Source organism: Actinophytocola sediminis (genome assembly GCF_054779715.1).
In genome coordinates this window covers 116,019-136,446 of sequence record NZ_BAAGXS010000020.1, presented here as the reverse complement: position 1 = coordinate 136,446, position 20,428 = coordinate 116,019, and the positions used below count along the sequence as shown (strand labels likewise).

Genomic DNA, 20,428 nt, shown 5'->3' with positions numbered 1-20,428 from the left:
CTCTCACGGTTCCGTCTCTCCGTCTCCCGTCTCGTCTCGCGCCGCCGGCCCGCTGCCGCGGCGTGCAAAGGAGCACGCATGAAACCGGTGCTGTCCCGGCGGCGTGTCCGCCGGTTCCTCTCGATGGGTGTGATCACCGGCCTCGTGGTCACCCTGGTCCAGGTCCTCGCGCCCGCCGGCCCGGCCGTCGCCGCCGGCTCGCTGCTCTCCCAGAACCGCCCGGTCACCGCGTCGTCGACCGAGTCGGCCGCCTTCCCCGTGACCGCGGCCGTCGACGGCGATCTCGGCACCCGGTGGTCCAGCCAGTTCGCTGATCCACAGTGGATCCAGGTGGACCTCGGCCAGACCGCGACCGTTGACGAGGTGCGGCTCGACTGGGAGTCCGCCTTCGGCCGATCCTTCACCGTCGCGTTGTCCGACAACGGATCCACCTGGTCCACTGTGTACTCGACGGCAGCGGGTGTCGGCGGCGCACAGGTGTTGCCGGTCACCGGCACCGGCCGCTACGTCCGGCTGAACCTGACCTCACGGGCCACCCAGTGGGGGTACTCGCTGTGGGAGTTCCAGGTGTTCGGCACGACCGGTGGCGGCGCCGACCCCGGCCCGGAAGGCCTGCTGTCGTACCAGAAACCGGCGACCGCGTCGACCTATCAGGACGACGGCGCCTGTGGCGGCTGCACGCCAGCCAAGGCCACCGACCTCGACCCGGCCACCCGCTGGGCGACCAGCGCGACCAACGGCTGGGTGGACCCCGGCTGGATCACCATCGACCTCGGCGCGACCGCGACCATCGACACCGTTGTCCTGCAATGGGATCCCGCGTACGCGGTGGACTACCAGCTCCAGGTCTCCGACGACAACGCGAACTGGCGCACCATCTACACCACCACCGATGGCGGCGGTTTCAAGGAGACGCTGACGGTCTCGGGCACCGGTCGCTACGTGCGGATGTACGGCACCGAAAGGTCCAACGGCTACGGCTACTCGCTGTGGGAGTTCCAGGTCTACGGCACCGGCGGTGCGCCGACCCCGCCCCCGCCGACGCCCCCGGCACCCGACTTCACCCGGCTGGTGTGGAGCGACGAGTTCAACGGCGCCAACGGCGCCACCCCGGACCCGGCGAAGTGGACCCCGGAGACCGGCCCCGGCGTGAACAACGAGCTGCAGTACTACACGAACAACGACAACGCGCGGATGGACGGCGCGGGCAACCTGGTCATCCAGGCCAGGCGGGAGGTCACCCCCGGCTCGTCGTGCCCGCCGGACCCGAACAGCGGCGGCAGCACGACCTGCCAGTACACCTCCGGCCGGCTGAACACCGCCGGCAAGTTCGAGACGACCTACGGCCGGATCGAGGCGCGGGTCAGGGTGTCCAGCACCCAGGGGCTGTGGCCGGCGTTCTGGATGCTCGGCGGGAACTTCTTCGACGGCGTGCCGTGGCCGGCCAGCGGTGAGATCGACATCCTGGAACACATCGGCCGCGAGCCAACCCTGGTGCACTCGACGTTGCACGCCCCGGCCTACTTCGGCGCGGGCGGGCACGGCGCGCCGCTGGAGCTGGGTACCAACGCGAGCAACGCGTTCCACGTGTTCGCGGTGGAGTGGGACGCCGACCACATGACGTTCATCGTCGACGACAACCGGTTCTTCACCGTGGACAGGGAGACCCTCGAGCGGACCCGCGGCCCGTGGGTCTACGACCACCCGTTCTTCATCATCATGAACAACGCGGTCGGCGGCGACTGGCCGGGCCCGCCGGGACCGGGAACCGTGCTGCCGCAGAACATGATGATCGACTACGTGCGCGTGTACCGGTAGCTGGGGAGGTCACGGGGTGCGTAGGGCGGTGCGGACGCGGTCCATGAGGGTGTGTGACGGGCCGTCCTTGCCGGGCGTGGCGTGGATGACGAGTAGGCCGTCGGCGGCCAGTGCGGTGACGAGCTCGCGGGTGAGGTCCAGGGGGATACCCAGCCGGGCGGCGATCTCGGCCACCGCACTGGACTGGTGGCACAGGTCGCAGAGCGCGCGGTGCTCGGCGGGTAGGGAATCGCGGACAGCGTGGCCCTGCTCGGTGGTCAGGACCAGTGCCTCCAGGGCGAGGCGGTCGGTGGTGCGTGGTGGTGCGGGTGGCGGGTCGGCCAGCGCGTGCCGGGCGTGCCGGCCCCGGCTTGGCAGGCTCAAGTGCGCCAGCACCGCGACGAACCGGTCGGCCGCGTCCTCGAAGTTGTGCGCGGTGGCGCGCTGGAAGCACAGCGCGGCGCCGCGCACATCGCCCCGCTGCTCACACACCAGCCCGAGGGCGTAGTCGCCCTCGGGGTCGTCGTCGGCGGCCGGTGGCAGCGGTCTGGTCAGCTGTTCGTAGGCCGCGTGCAGCAGTTCCACGCCGTGGTCGACCTCGCGGGCCTCCTCGGGCGCGAGGGTGAACCCGCCGGAGTAGTCCGGGTCGCGGTGGCCGAGCGCCAGGTGCATGCGCACCACCGGCGCGCTGATCCGCTGAACCACCGCGATGTGCTCGACCGGTAACTCGACCAGGTCGTGCAGCACGATGGCGGTGGACCGCAGCGGGGTCGCCGAGGCCTGCCCGCGGAAGGCCCGCACCTGCTCGAGCACGATCGCGAACAGCACCACGTGCGGGTCGTCCAGCTCGTCGAGCGCCGCCCACTGCCGGCGGTGCTGGAGCAGGCTCACCCGCAGGATGTCCTCGACCAGATCGGTGCTGTCGTCACAGATCGAGGTCAGGAACGCGCGCAGCCTCGGCCGCCAGGCCGCGTGGAACTCGAGCCAGGCCGCGTCCCACACCTCGCCCGACTCCGGAAGGTCGCCAGCGGCGTTCACGAAGGGCAACTTACAACGTCGGACCCGATCGCCGTGCACAACCTCGCTCGAGTCCTAAAAGGACAGCGACGGTTGGAGAAACACTTGCCTTTTCAACTACATGGTGAAGAATTCGCCAGGTCGACCCCGGATGCCTGGGAGGCTTCATGTTCACGCGCCGATACGGCCACGCCGCCGCCGCACTCACCCTGCTCTGCTCGGCCGTCCTCGGCGCGAGCGTGCTTCCGGCGAACGCCGAGCCGGACCGGTTCACCGTCGCCGACGGCGAGCTGGCGCTCGTGCGGTTCGCCCTGCCGACCGAGACGATGTTGCCCGAGCTGATCGCCGGCGGCGCGGACGTCGCCGCGCACGGCCGGGACGCCGAGGGCCGGGTGCTCGCCGACCTCGTGCTCGACCGCGAGCGGTTCGACCAGCTGGTCGCCGAGGGCGCCCAGCCCCGGCAGCTGATCCAGACCGAGGGCGACGCGGCGGCCACCCTCGAACGCGGCGCGCGAGCGGCCCAGGACACCCTGCACGTCGTGTCCTCGGCCTGGTGGACCACCGGCGGCCAGACCTTCCTCGAGACCAGGGTGGCCACGACCGCGGTCCTCGACCCCGACGTCGAGATCACCGTGACCTGGCTGGCCGAGGACGGCACCACCGGCGCCTTCCCGCTGCGGCGCTTCGAGGACGCGGGCGAGTACCAGTACCACGTCACCGAGCCCCAGCCGCTGCCGGCGAAACCGGTCACGCTGACCGCGACCTCCAGCCTCGGCGGCACCACCCGCCCGACCATCCCGACCCCGTGGCCGGGCGCCACCCCACCGCCCCCGCCGGCGGGCTACCAGCGGGACTTCATCGACGCCTACCTCACCCCGACCGACATCAGGGCCAGGATCGCCCGGCTCGCCCGCCAGTACCCGGACCTGGTGGAGGTGATCGACCTGCCGCACCCCACCCAGGGCTACCGGCGCACCGCCACCGCCTACCTCGGCGACCCGGCGAGCGCCGCGGTCGTGGTCGAGTCGGTGCGCTTCGGCGACCAGGGCGCCAACGGCTGGCAGGTGCGCACGGTCGACCCGGGCGCGCCCAACCGGCCGGCACAGGCGACCTGGCGCGACCGGGTGCTGACCGTGTCGCTGGCCACCGGCGGCGACGGCGCGGTGATCAGCACGACCGACCAGGTCGCCGCGCTGATCACCGCCCGGTTCCCGCAGCTGTTCGGTGCGTTCGTCGAGGACGGCTCGGCCGGCAGGGTCATGCCGGTGGTCACCCCGGTGCGCATGGCCGACGGGCTGGACGCGCCCGCCGGGGTGCCGCACCGGCCGTGGACCGTGCAGGCCCTGCGCATCGGCGCGCACCGGGACGGCTCGAAGGTCGGGGTGCTGGCCTACTCCCAGGAGCACGCGCGGGAGTGGGCGACGCCGCTGGTGACCATGGAGTTCGCCGAGCGGCTGCTGGCCAACCACGCCACCGACGCGGAGACCGCCGCGCTGCTGGCCGACGTGGACGTGTTCGTGCTGCCGGTGGTCAACCCGGACGGGGCGAACTACTCGTTCCACGACGCGAACTTCCAGCGAAAGAACCTGTCCAACCACTGCGCCGGCGCACAGCGCGACCCGAGGTTCGCGGACTCGTGGGGCGTGGACGTCAACCGGAACTACACCGTCGGCTCGGTGTTCGACGGCTACGTCGGCGCGTCCGCGACGAACTGCCTGTCCGGGACCTACGCCGGCACCGACGAGCTGTCCGAGCCGGAGGCGCGCAACGTGATCGCGCTGGCCGCCGCGCACCCGAACATCAGGTTCGGCATGAACGTGCACTCCTACGGCGGGTACTTCATGTGGCCGCCGGGGGCCTACGCGATGCCCGGCCGGATCACCCTGCCGCGGCCGTCGCCCGAGGAGGCGGCGCTGTTCCAGGACTCGGCCAAGCGGATCGTCGGCGCGATCTCGGCGAGCCGGGGCACGGTGACCTGGCCGTCGCGCACCGGCCCGGTGGCCGACGTGCTGTACTCGGCGGCCGGCAACTCCGCCGACCAGCTGTACTACGAGCTCGGCGTCTACGCGTGGGACTTCGAGATCGGCAACGACCGCTGGAACCCGGCGACCGGCCAGTGGGAGGGCGTCGGCTTCCAACCCCCGTTCCCCGAAGCCCACGCCGAGTCCCAGGAGTACGCCGACGGCCTGATCGAGATGCTCCGCGTGGCCCGCGCCCACGCGGACTGACCGACCACGTTTCAGCCACTTTCCAGCGATGCCTCGCTGCCAGCCTCACGGTGACGGTTGGGCGAGACAACTGGAGAGGGAATCATGCGGCACACGACAGGACACGGGACAGGTAGGTCGACAGGCGTAGCAGCGGTACTGGGCGTGGTGATGGCGCTGGTGTTGTCGGGAATCGTGATGGGTTCGGGGACCGCGGCGGCCGCGCAACTGACCCCTGCGACACTCACGGAAAGCCAGGCTGAGGTGATCGCCCAGCAGAGTTGCGATGCCGGCTTCGTGTGTTTCTGGTCGGCTGCCTACTACGGCGGGGTAAGGGGGCAACTCGCGGGCAACAATGCGAACTGGAGCGCGTTCCCGCGACCCGAGTGCGGCGCGATCAGCAACTACACCTGGAACGACTGCGCGTCCTCGGCGTTCAACAACGGCACACAGTGCACCGCTTACCTCTACCGGGCGGGCGGCTATGTCGACCTGGGAGTCATCCTGCCTCGGGGCACAGGCGTGAACTACTTCAACCAGGCCAACAACGACGCGGTGAGCTCGAACGACTGGTGCTGAACTGCCTGTTGGTGAACTGACTGGTGCCCACCCGAATGCGGTGGGCACCAGTCCAGCTGCTCCCGAAGTGGTGATGACGATGAAGAAACGCGCGCACTCGAGCCTGGTCGCCGGATTCGCGGTCATGGCGGCGATGGTCGCGGGCTGTACGGCGTCCCCGACGTCCGCCGCCAGCACGTTGCCGGAGCACGGCGCCGCCCTCGACCTGCTCACCCGATCCGGGTCGTACCCGGCGAGACAGCATTCCCTGGAACGGGCAGAGGAACTTCTGGTTGATCGTTGTATGGACGCCAAGGGGTGGGCGTACCCGGCGCAGCCGCCTCCCATGCCGCAGACCTACGAAGAGCGTCTGCTGGGGCTGGCGGACCGCCGTCGCGTCGGCTATGGGCTCGCCGAGACAGAAAAGCCGGCGCCACCCGCTGACCGTTATCTGCGACAACTCACCCCAACCGACCAGGCGGATTTCAACCGGGCGCTGCTCGGCGACGCCCGCGAACGTAAGGCGATCGCGTTGCCCGAGGTCGGCGAGGTCTCCTTTCCGGGAGACGGTTGCGTGTTCGAGGGCCGGACCCGGTTGTTCCCCGGCATCCTCACCTGGGCGCGCGTCGCTCATCTGCCGGAGGCACTGCACAACCGGCTCGTGGACGAGGTCGGCACGACGCCCGCCTACGCCGACGCGATGCGCGAGTGGCGAGGCTGTATGGTGCGACGCGGTCATCACTACCAGTTACCGGAGGACGCGAAGGACGCCGTGTCCGCTCGCTACCAGGCCGAAGGGCCGAGCGACCGGCTGCGCGAACACGAGATAGCGGTTGCGGTCGCCGACGCCGAATGCGCTGACCAGGTCCGACTTCCCCAGATCATGCTGGACACCACGAAGGACAGGGTCGGCGACCTCTCCGCCGACGAGCAGCAGGCCCTGCTGGAAGTCACCGACGCGTGGTTGGCCGCGGTCACGACAGCGGAAAACGTGTTCGAAGAGTGACCGACGGCACGCTGGGGCGGGAACGGAACGGGACCCGCCGCCGTTGTACTGGTTGGTCGCTGCCTGAGCCAGGACGAATGGGGTGTTCCGGCAGTGTGACTCCCCCCAGAAGCACTGCCGACGTGACCTCAGTTGTCGCTCCGGCGACCACCGCCGGCCGGGTGCGACCCCCCAGCAACCGGCCGGCGGGCTTAAACCTCTACTATGGACAGTCCTTTGTGGACATCAAGTCACCTGGTGGGTGATTTCCGCCCGACACCACCGAGTGCGACCAGGTCCGCCGCGCGGTAACCGGTGATCTGCGGGCCGTCCGGCCACCAGTCACCGAGTTGGGTGACCCCCGGCTCGACCAGGTGGAGCCCGGTGAACATCCGCTCGATCTCCTCGCGGGTGCGGAAGTAGCCAGACCCCATGGCGCCGTTGACGAAGGCGTCCTCGAGCACGGTCGCCAGCAGGCTGCCCTCGCCGCCGTCGCGCGGGTCGTGGAAATGGCTCAGCGCCAGATAGGAACCCCTCGGCAGTAACTCGACGTAACGGCCGATGATCCGCCACGGATCCTCGCTGTCGGCCACGTGCGGCATGGTGGCGCTGTGCAGCAGCCCGACCGGGCGGGTGAGGTCGAGCAGGCTGGTGATCGCCGGATCGCCGAAGATCTCCTCCGGCCGGGTGAGGTCGGCCAACACCAGGCGGGTGCGGTCGTTCTCCTCCAGCAGCGCCCGGCCCCTGGCCGCGACCACCGGGTCGTTGTCCACGTAGACCACGCGTGCCCGGCGGTTCATCCGCTGCGCCGCCTGGTGGGTGTTCTCCTCGGTTGGCAGCCCGGCGCCGAGGTCGAGGAACTGGTCGATGCCCGCGGCTCCGGCGAGGAACCGGGTGACCCGCAGCAGCCAGTAGCGGTTGGCACGGGCGAGCTGGCACATCTCCGGGGCGACCGCGTTGATCTGCCGGAAGACCTGTCGATCGACCTCGTAGTTGTCCTTGCCGCCAAGGAAACAGTCATACACCCGGGCGGCGCTTGGCTTGCCCTGGTCAATCACCGCCACCGGTGGTAGCTGTGCGTCCCGGCTCACTTTCGGTACGTTACCGGAGCATTCAGACGGTGGTCACTCCGCCGTCCAGGCTCACCCGCACAGCCTGATCCAGGAGGGGAAATCCGTGGTCCACCCCATCGATCGACGTACCCTGCTCTCCGGTCTCGGCGTGGCAGGCGCGGCGGCACTCGCCGGCCAGCACCCCGCGTCGGCCACCCCGCCCAGCCCGCCCAACCCGCTCGACCTCCGGTTCACCACCACCCACCAGCACCGCCCGTTCGCGTTGATCGCGCCGGGTTTCGTCCAGTACGACACCGCCGTGGCGCCCCCGGCCGCGCGCGACTCGCTGGTGGTCACCGACCACGGGCCGCGGGCGCCCTACGGCACCGTCGAGGTCGAGGTGGGGTCGCTGTCGGGCACCGTGCTTGCCGGGCTCGCCGGCGACGGGGTGTCGGTGCTCGGCGCCTACGCCGACGGGCAGGCGAGCATCGAGGTCACCGTCGAGGGGACCACCACGACCGTCGCCGCCGCCGCGGCCGGGCTGACCGCGCCGTTCCGGTTCGCGGTCGTGGTCAACGAGAACGCGGTGACCGTGCTCGCCGAGACCGGTGCCGGTTGGCAGCCGCTGCTGTCCGCGCGGGCCGAGGTCCGCGCGCTGATCGACCTGCGCGACCCTCGGGTGCTCGGCCGGCTCGGCTACGCCTACGGCGGCCGGGACTCGGTCACGCTCGGCCGGGTCCGGGCCGGCTACTACGGCCAGGCGGGCGTGCGGGACCCGCACGTGGTGCAGCACGCGGACGGCCGGCCGCTCATCCGCGACGGCAAGCTCTACCTGACGCTCACCAACGCCGGGCTCGGCTTCTTCCAGCAGGCGCACTGGGGCGTGTGGACCGTCGACCTGGCCGACCCGGCCAAGCTGGAGCAGGTCGCGAACCTGTTCTTCGCCCGCGACGACGTGGTGCTCGGCGACCACGCCGGGCAGATCGTCCTGGACGGGGACCGGTTCATCCTCGCGAACTCCTCCTGGGGCGACTTCGACGGCTCCGGGGTGCACATCCGGCACCTCACCACCACCGCCGACGTGCTGTCCGGGGTGCACGTGCTGGCGAGCGAGCCGCTGCCGCTGCCGACCTCGGTCAGCTCCTGGGACCCGGCGCTGACCAGGATCGACGGCCGCTGGCACGTGGCGTTCGTGGAGAGCCCGACCCAGCAGCCGTCGTTCGTGTTCCACCCCGCGCTCGCCGCCGGCCCCCGCGGCGCCGCCCACGACGATGGTCTGGAGCTGGTCGGCGCGGACCTGTCGGTCGGCCAGACGGAGGGCACGATCATCCAGCGGTTCGGGTCACGCTGGTACGTGCTGGCCTCGGACGGGGACGCCCGTGAGTACCCGGTGTACGACCTGGGGATGCGCCTGCTCGGCACGCTGGACGCCCCCTACGGCACGAACATCCCGCATCCGATGATCGTGCCGTACCGCGGCGGCTGGCGGCTGCTCACGTTCGACGGCACGCAGTTCGCCGAGCCGGTGCTCGGCTACGGCGGCCACGGCGACTTCATCGTGCAGTCGGCGCGGTAGCGGCTCAGGTAGCGGGTTCAGGCCGCGAGTACGCCGGTGACCACGAAGTCGAGTCGCTTGGCGACAGACACAGTTTCTCGTGCGGTCTGCGCGGTAGCGGGTTCAGGCTGCGAGTACGCCGGTGACCACGAAGTCGAGTCGCTTGGCGACAGACACGGTCTGGTCGGCGAAGCGCTCGTAGTACCTGGCCAGCAGCGCGAGCGAGGTCGCGCACGGGATGCCGTGCGGCCAGCCGGGATCGGTGATCGCGGCCAGCACGGCGGCGTGCCGGGCGTCGACGGCCTGGTCGGTCTCGTTCAGCTCCGCGAAGCCGCCCTGGCCCGGCTGGCGGATCAGCTCGACGAGCCGGTCGGCCATGCCGGCGGCGATCGTGCCGAGCTCGGTGAACGCGCCGGTCAGCTCGGCGGGCACCGCGCATTCGGGGAATCGGATCCGCGCGGTGTCCGCCACGTGCGCGGCGAGGTCGCCCATCCGTTCGATCTTGTCCGCGCAGTGCACGGCGGTCATCACCAGCCGCAGGTCGCCGGCGACGGGGGCCTGCAGCGCGAGCAGGCGCTGGCCCGTCTCGTCGCAGCGGTCGCGCGCGGCGTCGAGCTCGGCGTCGTCGGCCATCACCGTGGCGGCCAGTTCACCGTCGCTGGTCAGCAGGGCTCTGGTCGCGACGCGGATGGCTCGTGCGGCCTGTTCGCCCATGTCGCCCAGTTGGTCACGGAGCTCGTCCAGGTCAGTCTGAAAGGCCGCTCGCATCTCATTGCCTCCTCGTTCACTTGTTGTTCACCTGTTGGACAGGTCAGGTTACCCTAAAAGCGGCAACCGGCGCTTGCCGTTTCCAGGCTCCCACCAGCGGACGGCGACTCGCGGATGGGGTAGAACCGGGCCATGAACGCGGCGAATGCCCCGACGTCGGGCCGGTCCCCGCTCGGCGTCCGGCTCGGTGAGGCCGGCGGTCTCGGCTTCTGGGTGGCGCGCACGTCCCAGCCGTGGACGCTGGGCATCGACGGGATCGTGGTGTCGGTCGGCACGATCCTTGGCGATCTCGGCCTGGCCGTGCAGCGGCGTTTTCCCGACGCGGACTGGGGTTCCGTGCCGCTTCGGGAGGTCACCCCCGGCACCGCGCGGCTGCTCCCGCTGCCTGGCGACCCGCTGCGGCTCGCGGTGCTGTCCTCGGTGCACAACCCGCTGTCGGCGTCGGCGACCGAGCTGCGCGGGATCGTCACGGCCACCGTGGCCAGCGCCAGGGCGGCCGACCGGGCCGAGGTGTCCGCGCTCGGCATGCCGCTGATGGGCACCGGCGCGCTCGGCTTCCCGGTCGACGAGGCGGCCGAGGCGGTGGTCGGCGAGCTGTCGACGGCCTTTCCCGACCCGCCACGACATCTGCGCGACGTGGTCTTCCTCTGCAACGACGCGCGGACCGAGCGGGCCATCGTCGAGGCCTGGTGGCGGCACGCGGAGGAGCCGCAGCTCGCCGGCGGGGTGTCCAGCGACCTGGTGCCCCCGAACCGGGGCATCCCGCTGTCGGCCGACCGGCTCGGCGTCGCGCCGTACGTGTCGATGCTGGCCACCGTGATCGCCGACCGGAACACCCCGCCGCCGCTGTCGATCGGCGTGTTCGGCGCATGGGGCTCCGGCAAGAGCTACTTCATGGGCCTGCTGCGCCACCGGGTGGCCGAGCTGGCCGGGTCGGGCGCCGACCGGTACTGCGCGACCATCGAACAGATCGGCTTCAACGCCTGGCACTACGCGGACAGCAACCTGTGGGCCAGCCTCGGCGACCACATCTTCGGCCACCTCGCCGGCCCGGACTCCTCGGCGCCCCACCGAAGAGAGCGGTTGCGCGCGGAGCTGACCAAGGTCCTCGACCAGCGCCAGGAGCTGGCCGACGCCGCCGACCGCGCCCGGCGGGAGGCGGTCGAGCTGCGCGCGCGGGCCGACGACGCGGCCGCGAGCCAGCAGGCGGGCGCGAAAGGCCTGTTGCGCTCGCTGCCCGGGGCGGCGGCGCACTGGGCCAGGATGGGCGTCACCGACGAGCACGAGCAGGGCGAGCTGCTCGGCGAGCAGCTGCGGGGCACCCTCGCCGAGGCCGACGCGCTGCGCCGCGCGCCGAAGGACCGGCGCGGCCGGCTGGTGCTGGCGGTGGCGGCGGTGGTCGCGGTCGCGGTGGCCTTCGGCATCGTGGCGCTGCCGGCGTGGCGGGAGTGGCTGGCCGGGATCGGCGCGGTCGCCACGGCGGTGGCCGGTGCCGGGGTGGCCTGGATGGCCGGCGCCAGGGCCGGGCTGCGCGGGCTGCGGGCGTTGGTGGCGCGGCTGCCGGCCGAGCAGCGGGAGCAGGTGGTCGCGCTGCGCCGGACCGAGACCGAGCAGCGGATCGCCGAGGCGGCGCTGGACGAGGCGGTCGTGCGGGTCGGCGAGCTCGGCAGGCGGCTGACCGAGCTCGCGCCGGGACACCGGCTGTACTCGTTCCTCGCCGAGCGCGCGCACGGCGAGGCCTACGCCGGCAACCTCGGGCTGATCTCCACCATCCGCAAGGACTTCGAGCAGCTGGTCACGTTGCTGACCGACTGGCGCGACCATCCGGGGGAGGACGACCAGCCGCCGATCGACCGCATCGTGCTGTACATCGACGACCTCGACCGCTGTAGCCCGCGCCAGGTCGTCGACGTGCTGCAGGCGGTGCACCTGCTGCTGGCGATGGAGTTGTTCGTCGTGGTCGTCGGGGTGGACCCGAGGTGGCTGCTGCGCTCGCTGGCCAGCTGTCACCACGAGATCTTCGAACCGCGGCCGGGCGACTGGCAGGCGACGCCGGCGGACTACCTGGAGAAGATCCTCAACATTCCGTTGGTACTCCCCGGAATGACCCAGGGCAGCCTGAGCGAGCTGTTGCGGTCGATGGTCGACGCGGTCGAGGAGCCGGCGGGTGCGGAGCCGGCGCCCGTTTCCGGGCAGGGCTCGGTTCCGGCGCCGGAGATCCAGATCGAGCCGGGCGCGGAGCTGGCCACCTACCGGCCGACCCCGCCACGGCCGCTGACCGAGCCGGAGCTGGCCTTGCTGTCCACATTGGACTCGATGGTCGACTCGCCGCGCGCGGCCAAGCGGCTGATGAACCTGTATCGCATGGTGCGCGCGACGCGTGACCTGTCACCGGCGTCCCGCTTCCTCGGCACGGCGGAGGAGCCGGGGGAGTACGAGGCGGTGGTCGTGCTGCTCGGCCTGCTGACCGCGCACGCGACCCTGCTGGCGCGGGCGTTGGACACTCCGCCAGACGAGCCGACCGGGCTCGCCGGCGGGCTGCTGCACCGGGACCAGGACAGCGGTCTCGGTGAGTTCGTCGCCGATCTGGAGCCCCGGTGGCTGGCCGACGGCTGGCACAACCGGGTGGTCGGCGCGCTGGCCGCCGGGGAGGTCGCACGCTGGCGTCGGCTGCACGCGGCGCTTGGCGAGGTCCTGCCCCGGCTGGGCACGACCTCGTTACGGACCTTTCACCTGTGGGTGCCGAGAGTTCGGCGGTTCTCCTACGTGTTGTCCGGCTGACGGTTGTCCCGGTCAGGCCGCCCGGTTCTGGTCCCCGGGCGGGGCGATGTTGAGCACGGCGGTCAGCGGGATCAGGCTCAGCGCGCGGTCCGGCGCGGCGTGCCCGATCCGCACGCCGATCCAGGTCTCGCCGGTCTGGGGGTCCTGCTCGACCGGGCCGATGACCTCCCCGACGCTGAATCGCTCGCCGTCTCCGTCGCGGAGCAGGAAAGTGACCATCGACCCGCTCGCCGGACCGCCGTCGGGTTCACGGTTCATCGCACTCGACCTCGCCTACGTTTCGGGGGACCAGACGATCAGCTGGATACCCCCGGCAGACGTCGAGCACACCTCCAGTGCTGGACTACGTAGGGTGATTGTCGCCGGGCCCGGTCAGGGACAGCGCGTACGCGCTGGCGGTGATCAGCACCTGGCGGGTGGAGGCGGGGGAACGCGCGTCGCAGTCGACCACGGCGATCTCGTCCGGCAACGCGAGCGCGTCGCGGATGTCCTCCTCCCGGAAGCGGTGCGCGCCGTCGAAGTTGTTCACCGCGACCAGGAACGGGACCCGGCGAGCCTCGAAGAAGTCGATCGCGGCGAAGCAGTCGGCCAGTCTGCGGGTGTCGATGAGCACGACCGCCGCGATCGCGCCGCGCACGATGTCGTCCCACATGAACCAGAACCGGTGCTGGCCCGGGGTGCCGAACACGTAGAGCATCAGGTCAGGTCCGAGCTGGATGCGCCCGAAGTCCATGGCGACGGTGGTGGACTGTTTGTCAGGTATCGCCTCGATGTCGTCGATGCCGATACTGGCGGCGGTGATCGTCGCCTCGGAACGCAGCGGTGCGATCTCCGACACCGAAGCGATGAACGTGGTCTTGCCCACCCCGAAACCCCCGGCGACCACTATCTTGGCCGCCGTGATCCCAGTCCGGTCGTGCATGTAGTCCACCGAGGACCCTTTCGTAACCGGAATTACGGTTTCGGACCCAATCGGAAATTCACGGATAGTGTCAAGAAAGGTCACCTGATCGAGTGGTGAATTCCCTGACCGAGCCGGCCGACTACACCATTTGGCCCAACGGTCTGATTACCGCCCGCGTAGGTCATTCGGTCATTCCGCACTCCAGCGAGAAAGCGGGGAATTTCCCGGGGTTTCGGTCGCCGCCGGTGCGGGCACCCGCGCGACATGACCACACCTACACCGCCCACCCCGGACCCGATCCCGCCGACGCCAGGGCCGACCGATCCGTCGCGGCCGGCCCCCGACCCGCCGCAGCCGCCGCTCCCGCCCGGCCCGGACCCGCTGCCGCCGACCCCGACACCGGATCCGTCCTGGTCCGGCGGCGACCCGTACCGGCGATAGCCCGGCAGGCTGCCGGTCGTTCCGAAATTTTCGGGACGGCCGGTCTGGCTGATCCCCCGTGCATAAGCACTCCGTACCCTGGATTCCGGCCGGACGGCCAGATATCGTAGCTCCGTTGCGAAATATGACCGAAACTTTCGGCTGCGATCAACGGAGATCGACATGATGATGCCCGTCCGGCTACTGGTCGCGGTCCTCGTGCTGACGACCGCGGCGCCGGCCACCGCCACCAGCCAGCCAGCCGGCCAACCGACCGGGCCCTCGCCAGAGTCCTATGTGGTCACCGCGCCCCGGCCAGGTTCGTTTCCCCTGGTAGCCAAGCGAAAGGCGGCGCCGGTCGTGGTCGCCACCGACGACCACGCCGGCGTGCGGCGGGTCGCCGGCGACCTGGTGACCGACATCGAACGGGTCACCGGCGTGCGTCCGGAGCACGTCAGGGACACCGTGCCCTCGGGCAGCGAGCCGGTGCTCGTCGGCACCATCGGCCACAGCACGCTCATCGACGGGTTGGTGGCGGCCGGAAAGCTCGACGTCAGCGGGATCGCCGGCAAGTGGGAGACCTCCCTGCAGCAGGTCGTGCGCGACCCGCTGCCCGGGGTCGCGCGGGCCTTCGTCATCGCCGGCAGCGACCAGCGCGGCACGATCTTCGGCGCCTACGACGTGTCCAAGGTCATCGGCGTCTCCCCGTGGCACTGGTGGGACGACGTGCCGGTCCGCCGCGCCGCCGAACTGCACGTGTTGCCAGGGCGGCACACCCAGGGCACGCCTGCGGTGAAGTACCGCGGCTTCTTCCTCAACGACGAGAACCCGGCGCTGGGCACCTGGGCGCCGCAGTACTTCGGACCGGGCAAGGCCCCCGGCCATCCCGGCGGGTTCAACGCCGACTTCCACGCCAGGATCTTCGAGACCATGTTGCGGCTCAAGGCGAACTACCTGTGGCCGGCGGTGTGGGGGCGCGCGTTCGCCGAGGACGACCCGGACAACCACGCCACCGCGACCGAGTACGGCGTGGTCATGGGCACCTCGCACGAGGCGCCGATGATGCGCGGGATCGAGGAGTGGAACCGGCACGCGGTGCCCGCGGTCCGCGACCAGGACGGCAACATCGTCACCCCCGGGCACGATCCCTATGGCGGTACGGGGGAGTGGAGCTTCCGCCGCAACGCCGACGCGATCAAGGCCTACTGGCGCGACGGGATCAGGCGGATGACCGAGGAGGAGTTCGAGGGCGTGGTCACCCTCGGCATGCGCGGCAACGGCGACGTCAGCCTGCCCGACGGCGACGGCATCGAGCTGATGCAGGAGATCATCGCCAGTGAGCGGCGGATCATCGAGGAGACCACCGGCCGCGACCCGGCGGAGACCCCGCAGGTGTGGACCCTCTACAAGGAGGTCCAACGGTACTGGGACAAGGGTTTGCGCGCCCCGGACGACGTGACCGTGGTGTTCACCGACGACAACTGGGGCAACATGCGCAAGCTGCCCGACCCCAGCCTGCCGGCGCGGGCAGGCGGCTACGGCATGTACTACCACTTCGACTACGTCGGCGGCGGGCGCAACTACAAGTGGGTCGACACCACGAACCTGGCCAACACCTGGGAGCAGCTGAGCACCAGCTACGAGTACGGCGTGGACCGGCTGTGGGTGGTCAACGTCGGCGACCTCAAGAACGAGGAGCTGCCGACGCAGTTCTTCCTCGACTACGCCTGGAATCCGGACGCGTGGCCGCTGTCGAAGCTGCCGGAGTGGGAGCGGCGGTACGCCGCGCAGAACTTCGGCCAGGCGCACGCGGCGGACATCGCCGAGGTGCTCAACACCTACGGCCACCTGCAGTCCCGGCGCAAGCCGGAACTGCTCAACCGGCGGATCACCATCGCGGCGGACGGCACGATCACCTACGACGACGAGCAGACCCCGTTCCACCTCGAGCACTACCGTGAACTGGCGCGGGTCACCGAACAGTGGCAACACCTCGCCGCGCGGGCGGAACGGGTCCGCGACCGGCTCCCGGAGTCCTATCAGGACGCCTACTACCAGCTCGTCGGCTACCCGGTGCTGGCCTCGGCGAACCTGTACGCGTTGCGGCAGGCGGAGTTCACCAATCTCCGGTACGCCGCACAGGGTCGGGCGGCGACCAACGACCACGCCGAGCTGACCGACCGGCTGTTCGACATCGACCAGGCCATGAACGACTACTACAACAACGAGCTGGCGGACGGGAAGTGGCGCGGGTTCCAGACCCAGCCCAAGATCGGCTACGGCGACATCGAGCGGTACGGCCCGAACGCGCCGTGGCAGCAGCCGGAGCTGGACGACGTGGCCCTGCCGGACGAGGTCTTCCCCGCCGTGCGACGGATCGAGCTGCCAGCCGGCGCGGACATGGGCGTCGCGATCGACGGCGCGGACACCTGGTGGCCGGCGGCCTCCGAGCCGGCCGTGCTGCCGACGTTCAGCCCGTACCAGAGCCAGCCGGGGCAGTACCTGGAGGTGTTCAACCGGGGCGCCGACCCGTTCGCCTACCGGATCGAGTCCGCGCGGCCGTGGCTGACGGTCACCCCGAACCGGGGGACCGTCGACCAGGAGGTCCGCGCGCGGGTGCGGGTCGACTGGCGGCGCGCGCCCGCCGGCACGACCAGGGTGCCGATCACGGTCACCGGACCCGGCGGCGCGACCGTCGAGGTCACCGCCGTGGTCGACAACCCCCGGCACGCGCCGAAGCGGGGTTTCGTCGAGGCCAACGGGTACGTGTCGATGCTCGCCGAGCACGCGAGCCGGGTCGTCGGCGGTGACGGGGTCGGCTGGCTGCGCATCCCGGGCATCGGCCGGGACTCCGACGGCATGCGGGCGAACCCGGTGACCGCGCCCCGCCAGGAGCCGGGCGGGGCGAGCCCCCGGCTGGAGTACACGATGAACCTGACCACCACCGGTCCGGTCACCGTGTGGGTGTACGTGTCGCCGAGGAACAACGTGCACCCGACCGACGGGCTGAGCTACGCGGTGTCGGTCGACGGGGCGGCGCCGCAGCGGGTGAACGTCACTACGGCCACCGGCGCGGACGACACCAGCATGAACCGCCAGTGGGAGCGCAACACCTCCGACAACGTCAACCGCACGGCCACCACGCACGTGGTGGCCACACCCGGTGAGCACGTGCTGAAGGTGTGGCTGGTCGACCCGACGGTGGTCGTGCAGAAGATCGTGGTGGACACCGGTGGTCTCGCGCCGAGCTACCTCGGTCCACCCGAGAGCCACCACGTCGGCCGGTAGCTGTCGGGCGCTAGCCCAGTACGGCGCTGGTCGCGAGGTTGGCGACCAGCGCCGCGCCCAGCCCGGCGCCCACGCTGAGGGCGACGTTGGCGCAGGCGTGGCCGTAGGCGCCGGTCTCGGCCAGGCGCACGGTCTCGTAGCCGAACGTGCTGTAGGTGGTCAGCGCGCCACACAGCCCGGTGCCGACCAGCGCGAGCACCGGGTCGGCCACGGCGGCGCCGGTCAGCGCGCCGAGCACGAGACAGCCGACGATGTTGACGGTCAACGTGCCCAGCGGGAGGCGGCTGTCGTGGCGGGACTGCACCCACCGGTCGACCAGGTACCGCAGCGGCGCGCCGACCATGCCGCCGAGGAACACCAGCAGCGCGGTCACCGCCGGACCCCGGCCAGCGCGCGGGTGACCCGGACCCCGACGACCACGGCGAGCAGCGCGCCGGCCAGGGTGGCGGCGAGGTAGCCGACCGCGACGCCGACCGTGCCGGGCGCCAGCAGCTCACGGATCTCCACGGCGTAGGTGGAGAACGTGGTGAACCCGCCGAGCACGCCGACGCCGAGGAACGGGCGCACGAGGCGGTGGGCGGTGCGCACCTCGGTGATCAGCACCATCAGCACCCCGATCAGCAGGCAGCCGAGCACGTTGGTGAGCAGGGTGCTCCACGGCAGCTGTCCCGGCGGGGTCGGCAGCAGCTGGGTGAGCCAGTAACGGGCGAGCGCCCCGAGCCCGCCACCGACGGCCACCGCACCGAGCACCGAGGGATGGTGGTGCGCCAACTCCCGCCGCTGGTCGGCGATGCCCAGATCGACGTCCGGGTCGACAGGCTCACGGTCCCCGCGCACGCCACCTCCCCACCTGCCCTGAATGCCTCATTCGGGACGTTGAACGTCGCCAATGCCTCATTCAGGGCATCGCGGCCAGGGCCGAACGGCTAGATGGTGAAGGGTAGTGCGTGGGCGACCTGGCGGCCGAGGTCCGTGTCGCCGGCGATGGCGATGTCCCCGAGGCGGTCGCCGACCGGGACCCGGCCGCCGGCCAGCCGGGTGAACAGCGTGGAGTCCAGGCGCAGCGTGGTGGTCGCCGGGCCGGGCAGCTGGTCGACCACCCTGGCCCGCCCGTCGACGGCCACGTGCCAGGTGACGGGCTCTGGCCCGGTCAGCTCGATGGTGACCGAGGAGCCGTCCGGGGCGGCGGCCCGTTTGCCGATCAGCAGCCCGAGGTAGGTGGCGATCTCGGTCAGCGCGAGCCGCGCGCACGGACCGCTGTCGTGGCCGGGGATGCCGAGGGCCTCGCGGATGTCCTGCTCGTGCATCCAGCAGTCGAACAGCCGGATCCGCATGAACCGGCCGTAGGTCCGGTTGCCCGCCGGCGTCCACGACGGCGCGTCGTACTCGGCCGGAGTCAGGGCGGTCAACCGTTTGCCCTGGCTGGCGGTGATCTCGCGGAACCGGTCGAGCACCTGGTCGGGGTGGTCGGCGCGCAGGCTGCGCACCCAGGCCTCGTTCGCCGCGCCGATGTCGTTGTGCACGTGGGGCAGCGCGCGGATGTCGACGTCGCTGGCCGGAGTCTCCTGGCCGCCGAGGAAACACTCGGTGCCGATGATGTGCGCGACGTTGTCCTGGACCGACCAGCCGGGCAGCGCGGTCGGCGTGGCCCACTGCTCGGGGCGCAGCGAGCCGAGCAGCTCGTCGATCGCCGCCCACTCGGCGATCAGGGTCGGGATGACGGTGTGCTGGTCGAGCGTCATGTCGGGGCACCTTCCAGGAGGTTGACGGCGATCAGCGCGCGCAGCCCGGTCGGGATGTCGGCGGCGGGCGCGTCGGTGACCTTCGCCAGCAGGATGAGTCCCTGGATCTGCGCCAGGATCATGTGCGCGAGCTGGTCGGGGTCGACGCCGGCGCGCAGCGCGCCGTGCGCCGCGGCGTCGTGGCACATGGTCGCCAGGGTGGCCGCCCAGGTGGCGAACACACCGGCGACGTGCGCGCGCAGCTCGTCGTCCGTTGTGGACAGTTCGGCGGCGAGGTTGCCGAACGGGCAGCCGACGACGCGGCCGAACCGGCGCTGGAACGCGTCGTGGATCTCGCCGATCGCGTCGGCGACCGCGAGCAGCCGGGCGGCCGGGTCGCCGGTCGCGGTGGCGTCGAGCCGGCGGAGCAACTCCCCGGCGTGCAGGTCGACGACCGCCTTGGCGAGGTCGGTCTTCGACGGGAAGAAGTGGTAGAAGCTGCCCTTGCGCACGTCGGCGGCGGTGCACAGATCAGCGATGCCCACCGAGCGGTAGCTGCGGGTGAGAAACAGCTTCGCCGCCGACCGGACGATCCGGTCACGGGTCTCCATGGGGAGGGAAACTAGTGGCGAGTTGACTGGTCAGTCAAGAGCCGATCGCCAGCAGCAGTATCGGTGTGCCGATGTCCTGGCCGGTCACCACCATCGCCAGCTCGCCAGGCCCCGGGTCCGGCTCCAGTGCCGGTCCGCCGCCCGCGGCGCAGACCGAGCCGCTGCCGGTGCCGTCGAGGGTGAACGTGGACACGCAGTTGCCCTCGGTCGAGCCGCTGCTGCCGCCGCCGGCGATGCTCACCTCGTACTCGACCCGGTTGTCGCCGACGAGAGTGATGGTGAGGGTGCCGTCGGGCACCGGGATGGTCTGGCTGTCCTCGAGCAGGACCTCGCAGTCGCCGTCGGCGCAGGCGGAGACGTCCGAGCCGTCCGCGGCGGTGGGCGGCGCCTGTTCTGGTTCCCGGTCGCCGGGCACCGGCGTGCCGTCCGTGCCGCCGGTCCGGCTGACACAGCCGGACACGGCGACCAGGACGAGCAGGGCGCTGGTCAGGCGCCTGGTCCACGTCATGGCCGCCAGGCTAGTGCGGGGTTTTCGGGACCGGTCCCGCCGGTGTTCCTTCGAACCGAAGAACGCCGGCCGTCGGCCGTCAGGATCGACGGATTCCGATCGGAAACTCCCAGAACTTCGGTCGAATTCGGCCGATGGTTCACGTCCGCGCCGGCCGGAGGTTCGAATTTTAGTCACCGGTTGAACATTGTCAGTGCCGCGCGCACCTGCTTATCATGAGATCCATCCTGGGGTGCTGGCAGGGAAATATATCGGT

18 protein-coding genes are annotated in these 20,428 nt (G+C 71.0%); 8 read left to right on the top strand and 10 right to left on the bottom strand.

The features are described 5' to 3' along the window. Positions 1-78 precede the first annotated feature (78 nt). Positions 79-1,818 (top strand): discoidin domain-containing protein, encoded by a 1,740-nt coding sequence (locus tag ACYVIP_RS13720; protein ID WP_460395950.1) that lies wholly within the window; start codon positions 79-81, stop codon positions 1,816-1,818. Between the two features lie 9 nt (positions 1,819-1,827). Here the strand turns inward: ACYVIP_RS13720 and ACYVIP_RS13715 are convergent, their stop codons facing one another. Further along, positions 1,828-2,835, bottom strand: coding sequence for a DUF742 domain-containing protein (locus tag ACYVIP_RS13715; protein ID WP_460395948.1), 1,008 nt, complete (start codon positions 2,833-2,835; stop codon positions 1,828-1,830). Between the two features lie 146 nt (positions 2,836-2,981). On the opposite strand from ACYVIP_RS13715, the gene ACYVIP_RS13710 reads away from it, so the two are divergent. The 3 genes from ACYVIP_RS13710 (at position 2,982) to ACYVIP_RS13700 (ending at position 6,585) form a co-directional block, all read left to right on the top strand. Then, positions 2,982-5,042, top strand: coding sequence for a M14 family zinc carboxypeptidase (locus ACYVIP_RS13710; protein WP_460395946.1), 2,061 nt, complete (start codon positions 2,982-2,984; stop codon positions 5,040-5,042). Between the two features lie 150 nt (positions 5,043-5,192). Further along, positions 5,193-5,600: a peptidase inhibitor family I36 protein gene (locus ACYVIP_RS13705; protein ID WP_460396030.1), complete on the top strand. Its 408-nt coding sequence runs from the start codon at positions 5,193-5,195 to the stop codon at positions 5,598-5,600. A 79-nt stretch (positions 5,601-5,679) separates the two neighbouring features. Beyond that, positions 5,680-6,585: a hypothetical protein gene (locus ACYVIP_RS13700; RefSeq protein ID WP_460395944.1), complete on the top strand. Its 906-nt coding sequence runs from the start codon at positions 5,680-5,682 to the stop codon at positions 6,583-6,585. 230 nt (positions 6,586-6,815) lie between these two features. On the opposite strand, the gene ACYVIP_RS13695 is transcribed toward ACYVIP_RS13700, so the two are convergent. Further along, positions 6,816-7,655 carry an SAM-dependent methyltransferase gene (locus ACYVIP_RS13695; protein WP_460395942.1) on the bottom strand — a complete coding sequence of 280 codons (840 nt, stop codon included), beginning with the start codon at positions 7,653-7,655 and terminating at the stop codon, positions 6,816-6,818. Between the two features lie 85 nt (positions 7,656-7,740). On the opposite strand from ACYVIP_RS13695, the gene ACYVIP_RS13690 reads away from it, so the two are divergent. After that, positions 7,741-9,192, top strand: coding sequence for a glycoside hydrolase family protein (locus ACYVIP_RS13690; protein WP_460395940.1), 1,452 nt, complete (start codon positions 7,741-7,743; stop codon positions 9,190-9,192). A gap of 102 nt (positions 9,193-9,294) precedes the next feature. On the opposite strand, the gene phoU is transcribed toward ACYVIP_RS13690, so the two are convergent. Further along, positions 9,295-9,939, bottom strand: coding sequence for a phosphate signaling complex protein PhoU (phoU, locus tag ACYVIP_RS13685; RefSeq protein ID WP_460395938.1), 645 nt, complete (start codon positions 9,937-9,939; stop codon positions 9,295-9,297). Positions 9,940-10,071: 132 nt separating this feature from the next. Here phoU and ACYVIP_RS13680 point away from each other — a divergent pair, with 132 nt between their 5' ends. Then, positions 10,072-12,720, top strand: coding sequence for a P-loop NTPase fold protein (locus ACYVIP_RS13680; RefSeq protein WP_460395936.1), 2,649 nt, complete (start codon positions 10,072-10,074; stop codon positions 12,718-12,720). Positions 12,721-12,732: 12 nt separating this feature from the next. On the opposite strand, the gene ACYVIP_RS13675 is transcribed toward ACYVIP_RS13680, so the two are convergent. Beyond that, positions 12,733-12,978, bottom strand: a complete 246-nt coding sequence (locus tag ACYVIP_RS13675; protein ID WP_460395934.1) for a hypothetical protein — start codon at positions 12,976-12,978, stop codon at positions 12,733-12,735. A gap of 85 nt (positions 12,979-13,063) precedes the next feature. Next, the gene (locus ACYVIP_RS13670) at positions 13,064-13,642 is read right to left on the bottom strand and encodes a GTP-binding protein (RefSeq protein ID WP_460395932.1); all 579 of its coding nucleotides are present in this window, start codon (positions 13,640-13,642) and stop codon (positions 13,064-13,066) included. 246 nt (positions 13,643-13,888) lie between these two features. On the opposite strand from ACYVIP_RS13670, the gene ACYVIP_RS13665 reads away from it, so the two are divergent. Next, entirely contained in the window at positions 13,889-14,065 is a 177-nt protein-coding gene (locus ACYVIP_RS13665; RefSeq protein WP_460395930.1) for a hypothetical protein, read from the top strand. A gap of 162 nt (positions 14,066-14,227) precedes the next feature. After that, positions 14,228-17,332 carry a glycosyl hydrolase 115 family protein gene (locus ACYVIP_RS13660; RefSeq protein WP_460395928.1) on the top strand — a complete coding sequence of 1,035 codons (3,105 nt, stop codon included), beginning with the start codon at positions 14,228-14,230 and terminating at the stop codon, positions 17,330-17,332. Positions 17,333-17,342: 10 nt separating this feature from the next. Here ACYVIP_RS13660 and crcB (ACYVIP_RS13655) read toward each other — a convergent pair whose 3' ends face one another. The 5 genes from crcB (ACYVIP_RS13655) to ACYVIP_RS13635 form a co-directional block, all read right to left on the bottom strand. Then, positions 17,343-17,705: a fluoride efflux transporter CrcB gene (gene crcB, locus ACYVIP_RS13655; protein WP_460395926.1), complete on the bottom strand. Its 363-nt coding sequence runs from the start codon at positions 17,703-17,705 to the stop codon at positions 17,343-17,345. Next, complete coding sequence (crcB, locus tag ACYVIP_RS13650) at positions 17,702-18,169, bottom strand: fluoride efflux transporter CrcB (RefSeq protein ID WP_460395924.1); 468 nt, start codon at positions 18,167-18,169, stop codon at positions 17,702-17,704. Before crcB (ACYVIP_RS13650) ends, crcB (ACYVIP_RS13655) begins: the two co-directional genes overlap by 4 nt. 89 nt (positions 18,170-18,258) lie before the next feature. Further along, the gene (locus ACYVIP_RS13645) at positions 18,259-19,074 is read right to left on the bottom strand and encodes a maleylpyruvate isomerase family mycothiol-dependent enzyme (RefSeq protein WP_460395922.1); all 816 of its coding nucleotides are present in this window, start codon (positions 19,072-19,074) and stop codon (positions 18,259-18,261) included. Continuing rightward, on the bottom strand, positions 19,071-19,664 hold the full coding sequence (locus ACYVIP_RS13640) for a TetR/AcrR family transcriptional regulator (RefSeq protein ID WP_460395920.1): 594 nt from the start codon (positions 19,662-19,664) through the stop codon (positions 19,071-19,073). The genes ACYVIP_RS13645 and ACYVIP_RS13640 overlap by 4 nt, the downstream gene beginning before the upstream one ends. A 34-nt stretch (positions 19,665-19,698) precedes the next feature. Beyond that, positions 19,699-20,172 carry a hypothetical protein gene (locus tag ACYVIP_RS13635; RefSeq protein ID WP_460395918.1) on the bottom strand — a complete coding sequence of 158 codons (474 nt, stop codon included), beginning with the start codon at positions 20,170-20,172 and terminating at the stop codon, positions 19,699-19,701. Positions 20,173-20,428: the final 256 nt, after the last annotated feature.

Bases quoted from the DNA above. Each gene is read 5' to 3' on its own strand.
- ACYVIP_RS13675 (WP_460395934.1), bottom strand. From the start codon at position 12,978: ATGAACCGTGAACCCGACGGCGGTCCGGCGAGCGGGTCGATGGTCACT.
- ACYVIP_RS13670 (WP_460395932.1), bottom strand. From the start codon at position 13,642: ATGCACGACCGGACTGGGATCACGGCGGCCAAGATAGTGGTCGCCGGG.
- ACYVIP_RS13635 (WP_460395918.1), bottom strand. From the start codon at position 20,172: ATGACGTGGACCAGGCGCCTGACCAGCGCCCTGCTCGTCCTGGTCGCC.
- ACYVIP_RS13645 (WP_460395922.1), bottom strand. From the start codon at position 19,074: ATGACGCTCGACCAGCACACCGTCATCCCGACCCTGATCGCCGAGTGG.
- ACYVIP_RS13665 (WP_460395930.1), top strand. From the start codon at position 13,889: ATGACCACACCTACACCGCCCACCCCGGACCCGATCCCGCCGACGCCA.
- ACYVIP_RS13680 (WP_460395936.1), top strand. From the start codon at position 10,072: ATGAACGCGGCGAATGCCCCGACGTCGGGCCGGTCCCCGCTCGGCGTC.
- ACYVIP_RS13705 (WP_460396030.1), top strand. From the start codon at position 5,193: ATGGCGCTGGTGTTGTCGGGAATCGTGATGGGTTCGGGGACCGCGGCG.
- ACYVIP_RS13660 (WP_460395928.1), top strand. From the start codon at position 14,228: ATGATGATGCCCGTCCGGCTACTGGTCGCGGTCCTCGTGCTGACGACC.
- ACYVIP_RS13700 (WP_460395944.1), top strand. From the start codon at position 5,680: ATGAAGAAACGCGCGCACTCGAGCCTGGTCGCCGGATTCGCGGTCATG.
- ACYVIP_RS13720 (WP_460395950.1), top strand. From the start codon at position 79: ATGAAACCGGTGCTGTCCCGGCGGCGTGTCCGCCGGTTCCTCTCGATG.
- phoU (WP_460395938.1), bottom strand. From the start codon at position 9,939: ATGCGAGCGGCCTTTCAGACTGACCTGGACGAGCTCCGTGACCAACTG.
- ACYVIP_RS13710 (WP_460395946.1), top strand. From the start codon at position 2,982: ATGTTCACGCGCCGATACGGCCACGCCGCCGCCGCACTCACCCTGCTC.
- ACYVIP_RS13640 (WP_460395920.1), bottom strand. From the start codon at position 19,664: ATGGAGACCCGTGACCGGATCGTCCGGTCGGCGGCGAAGCTGTTTCTC.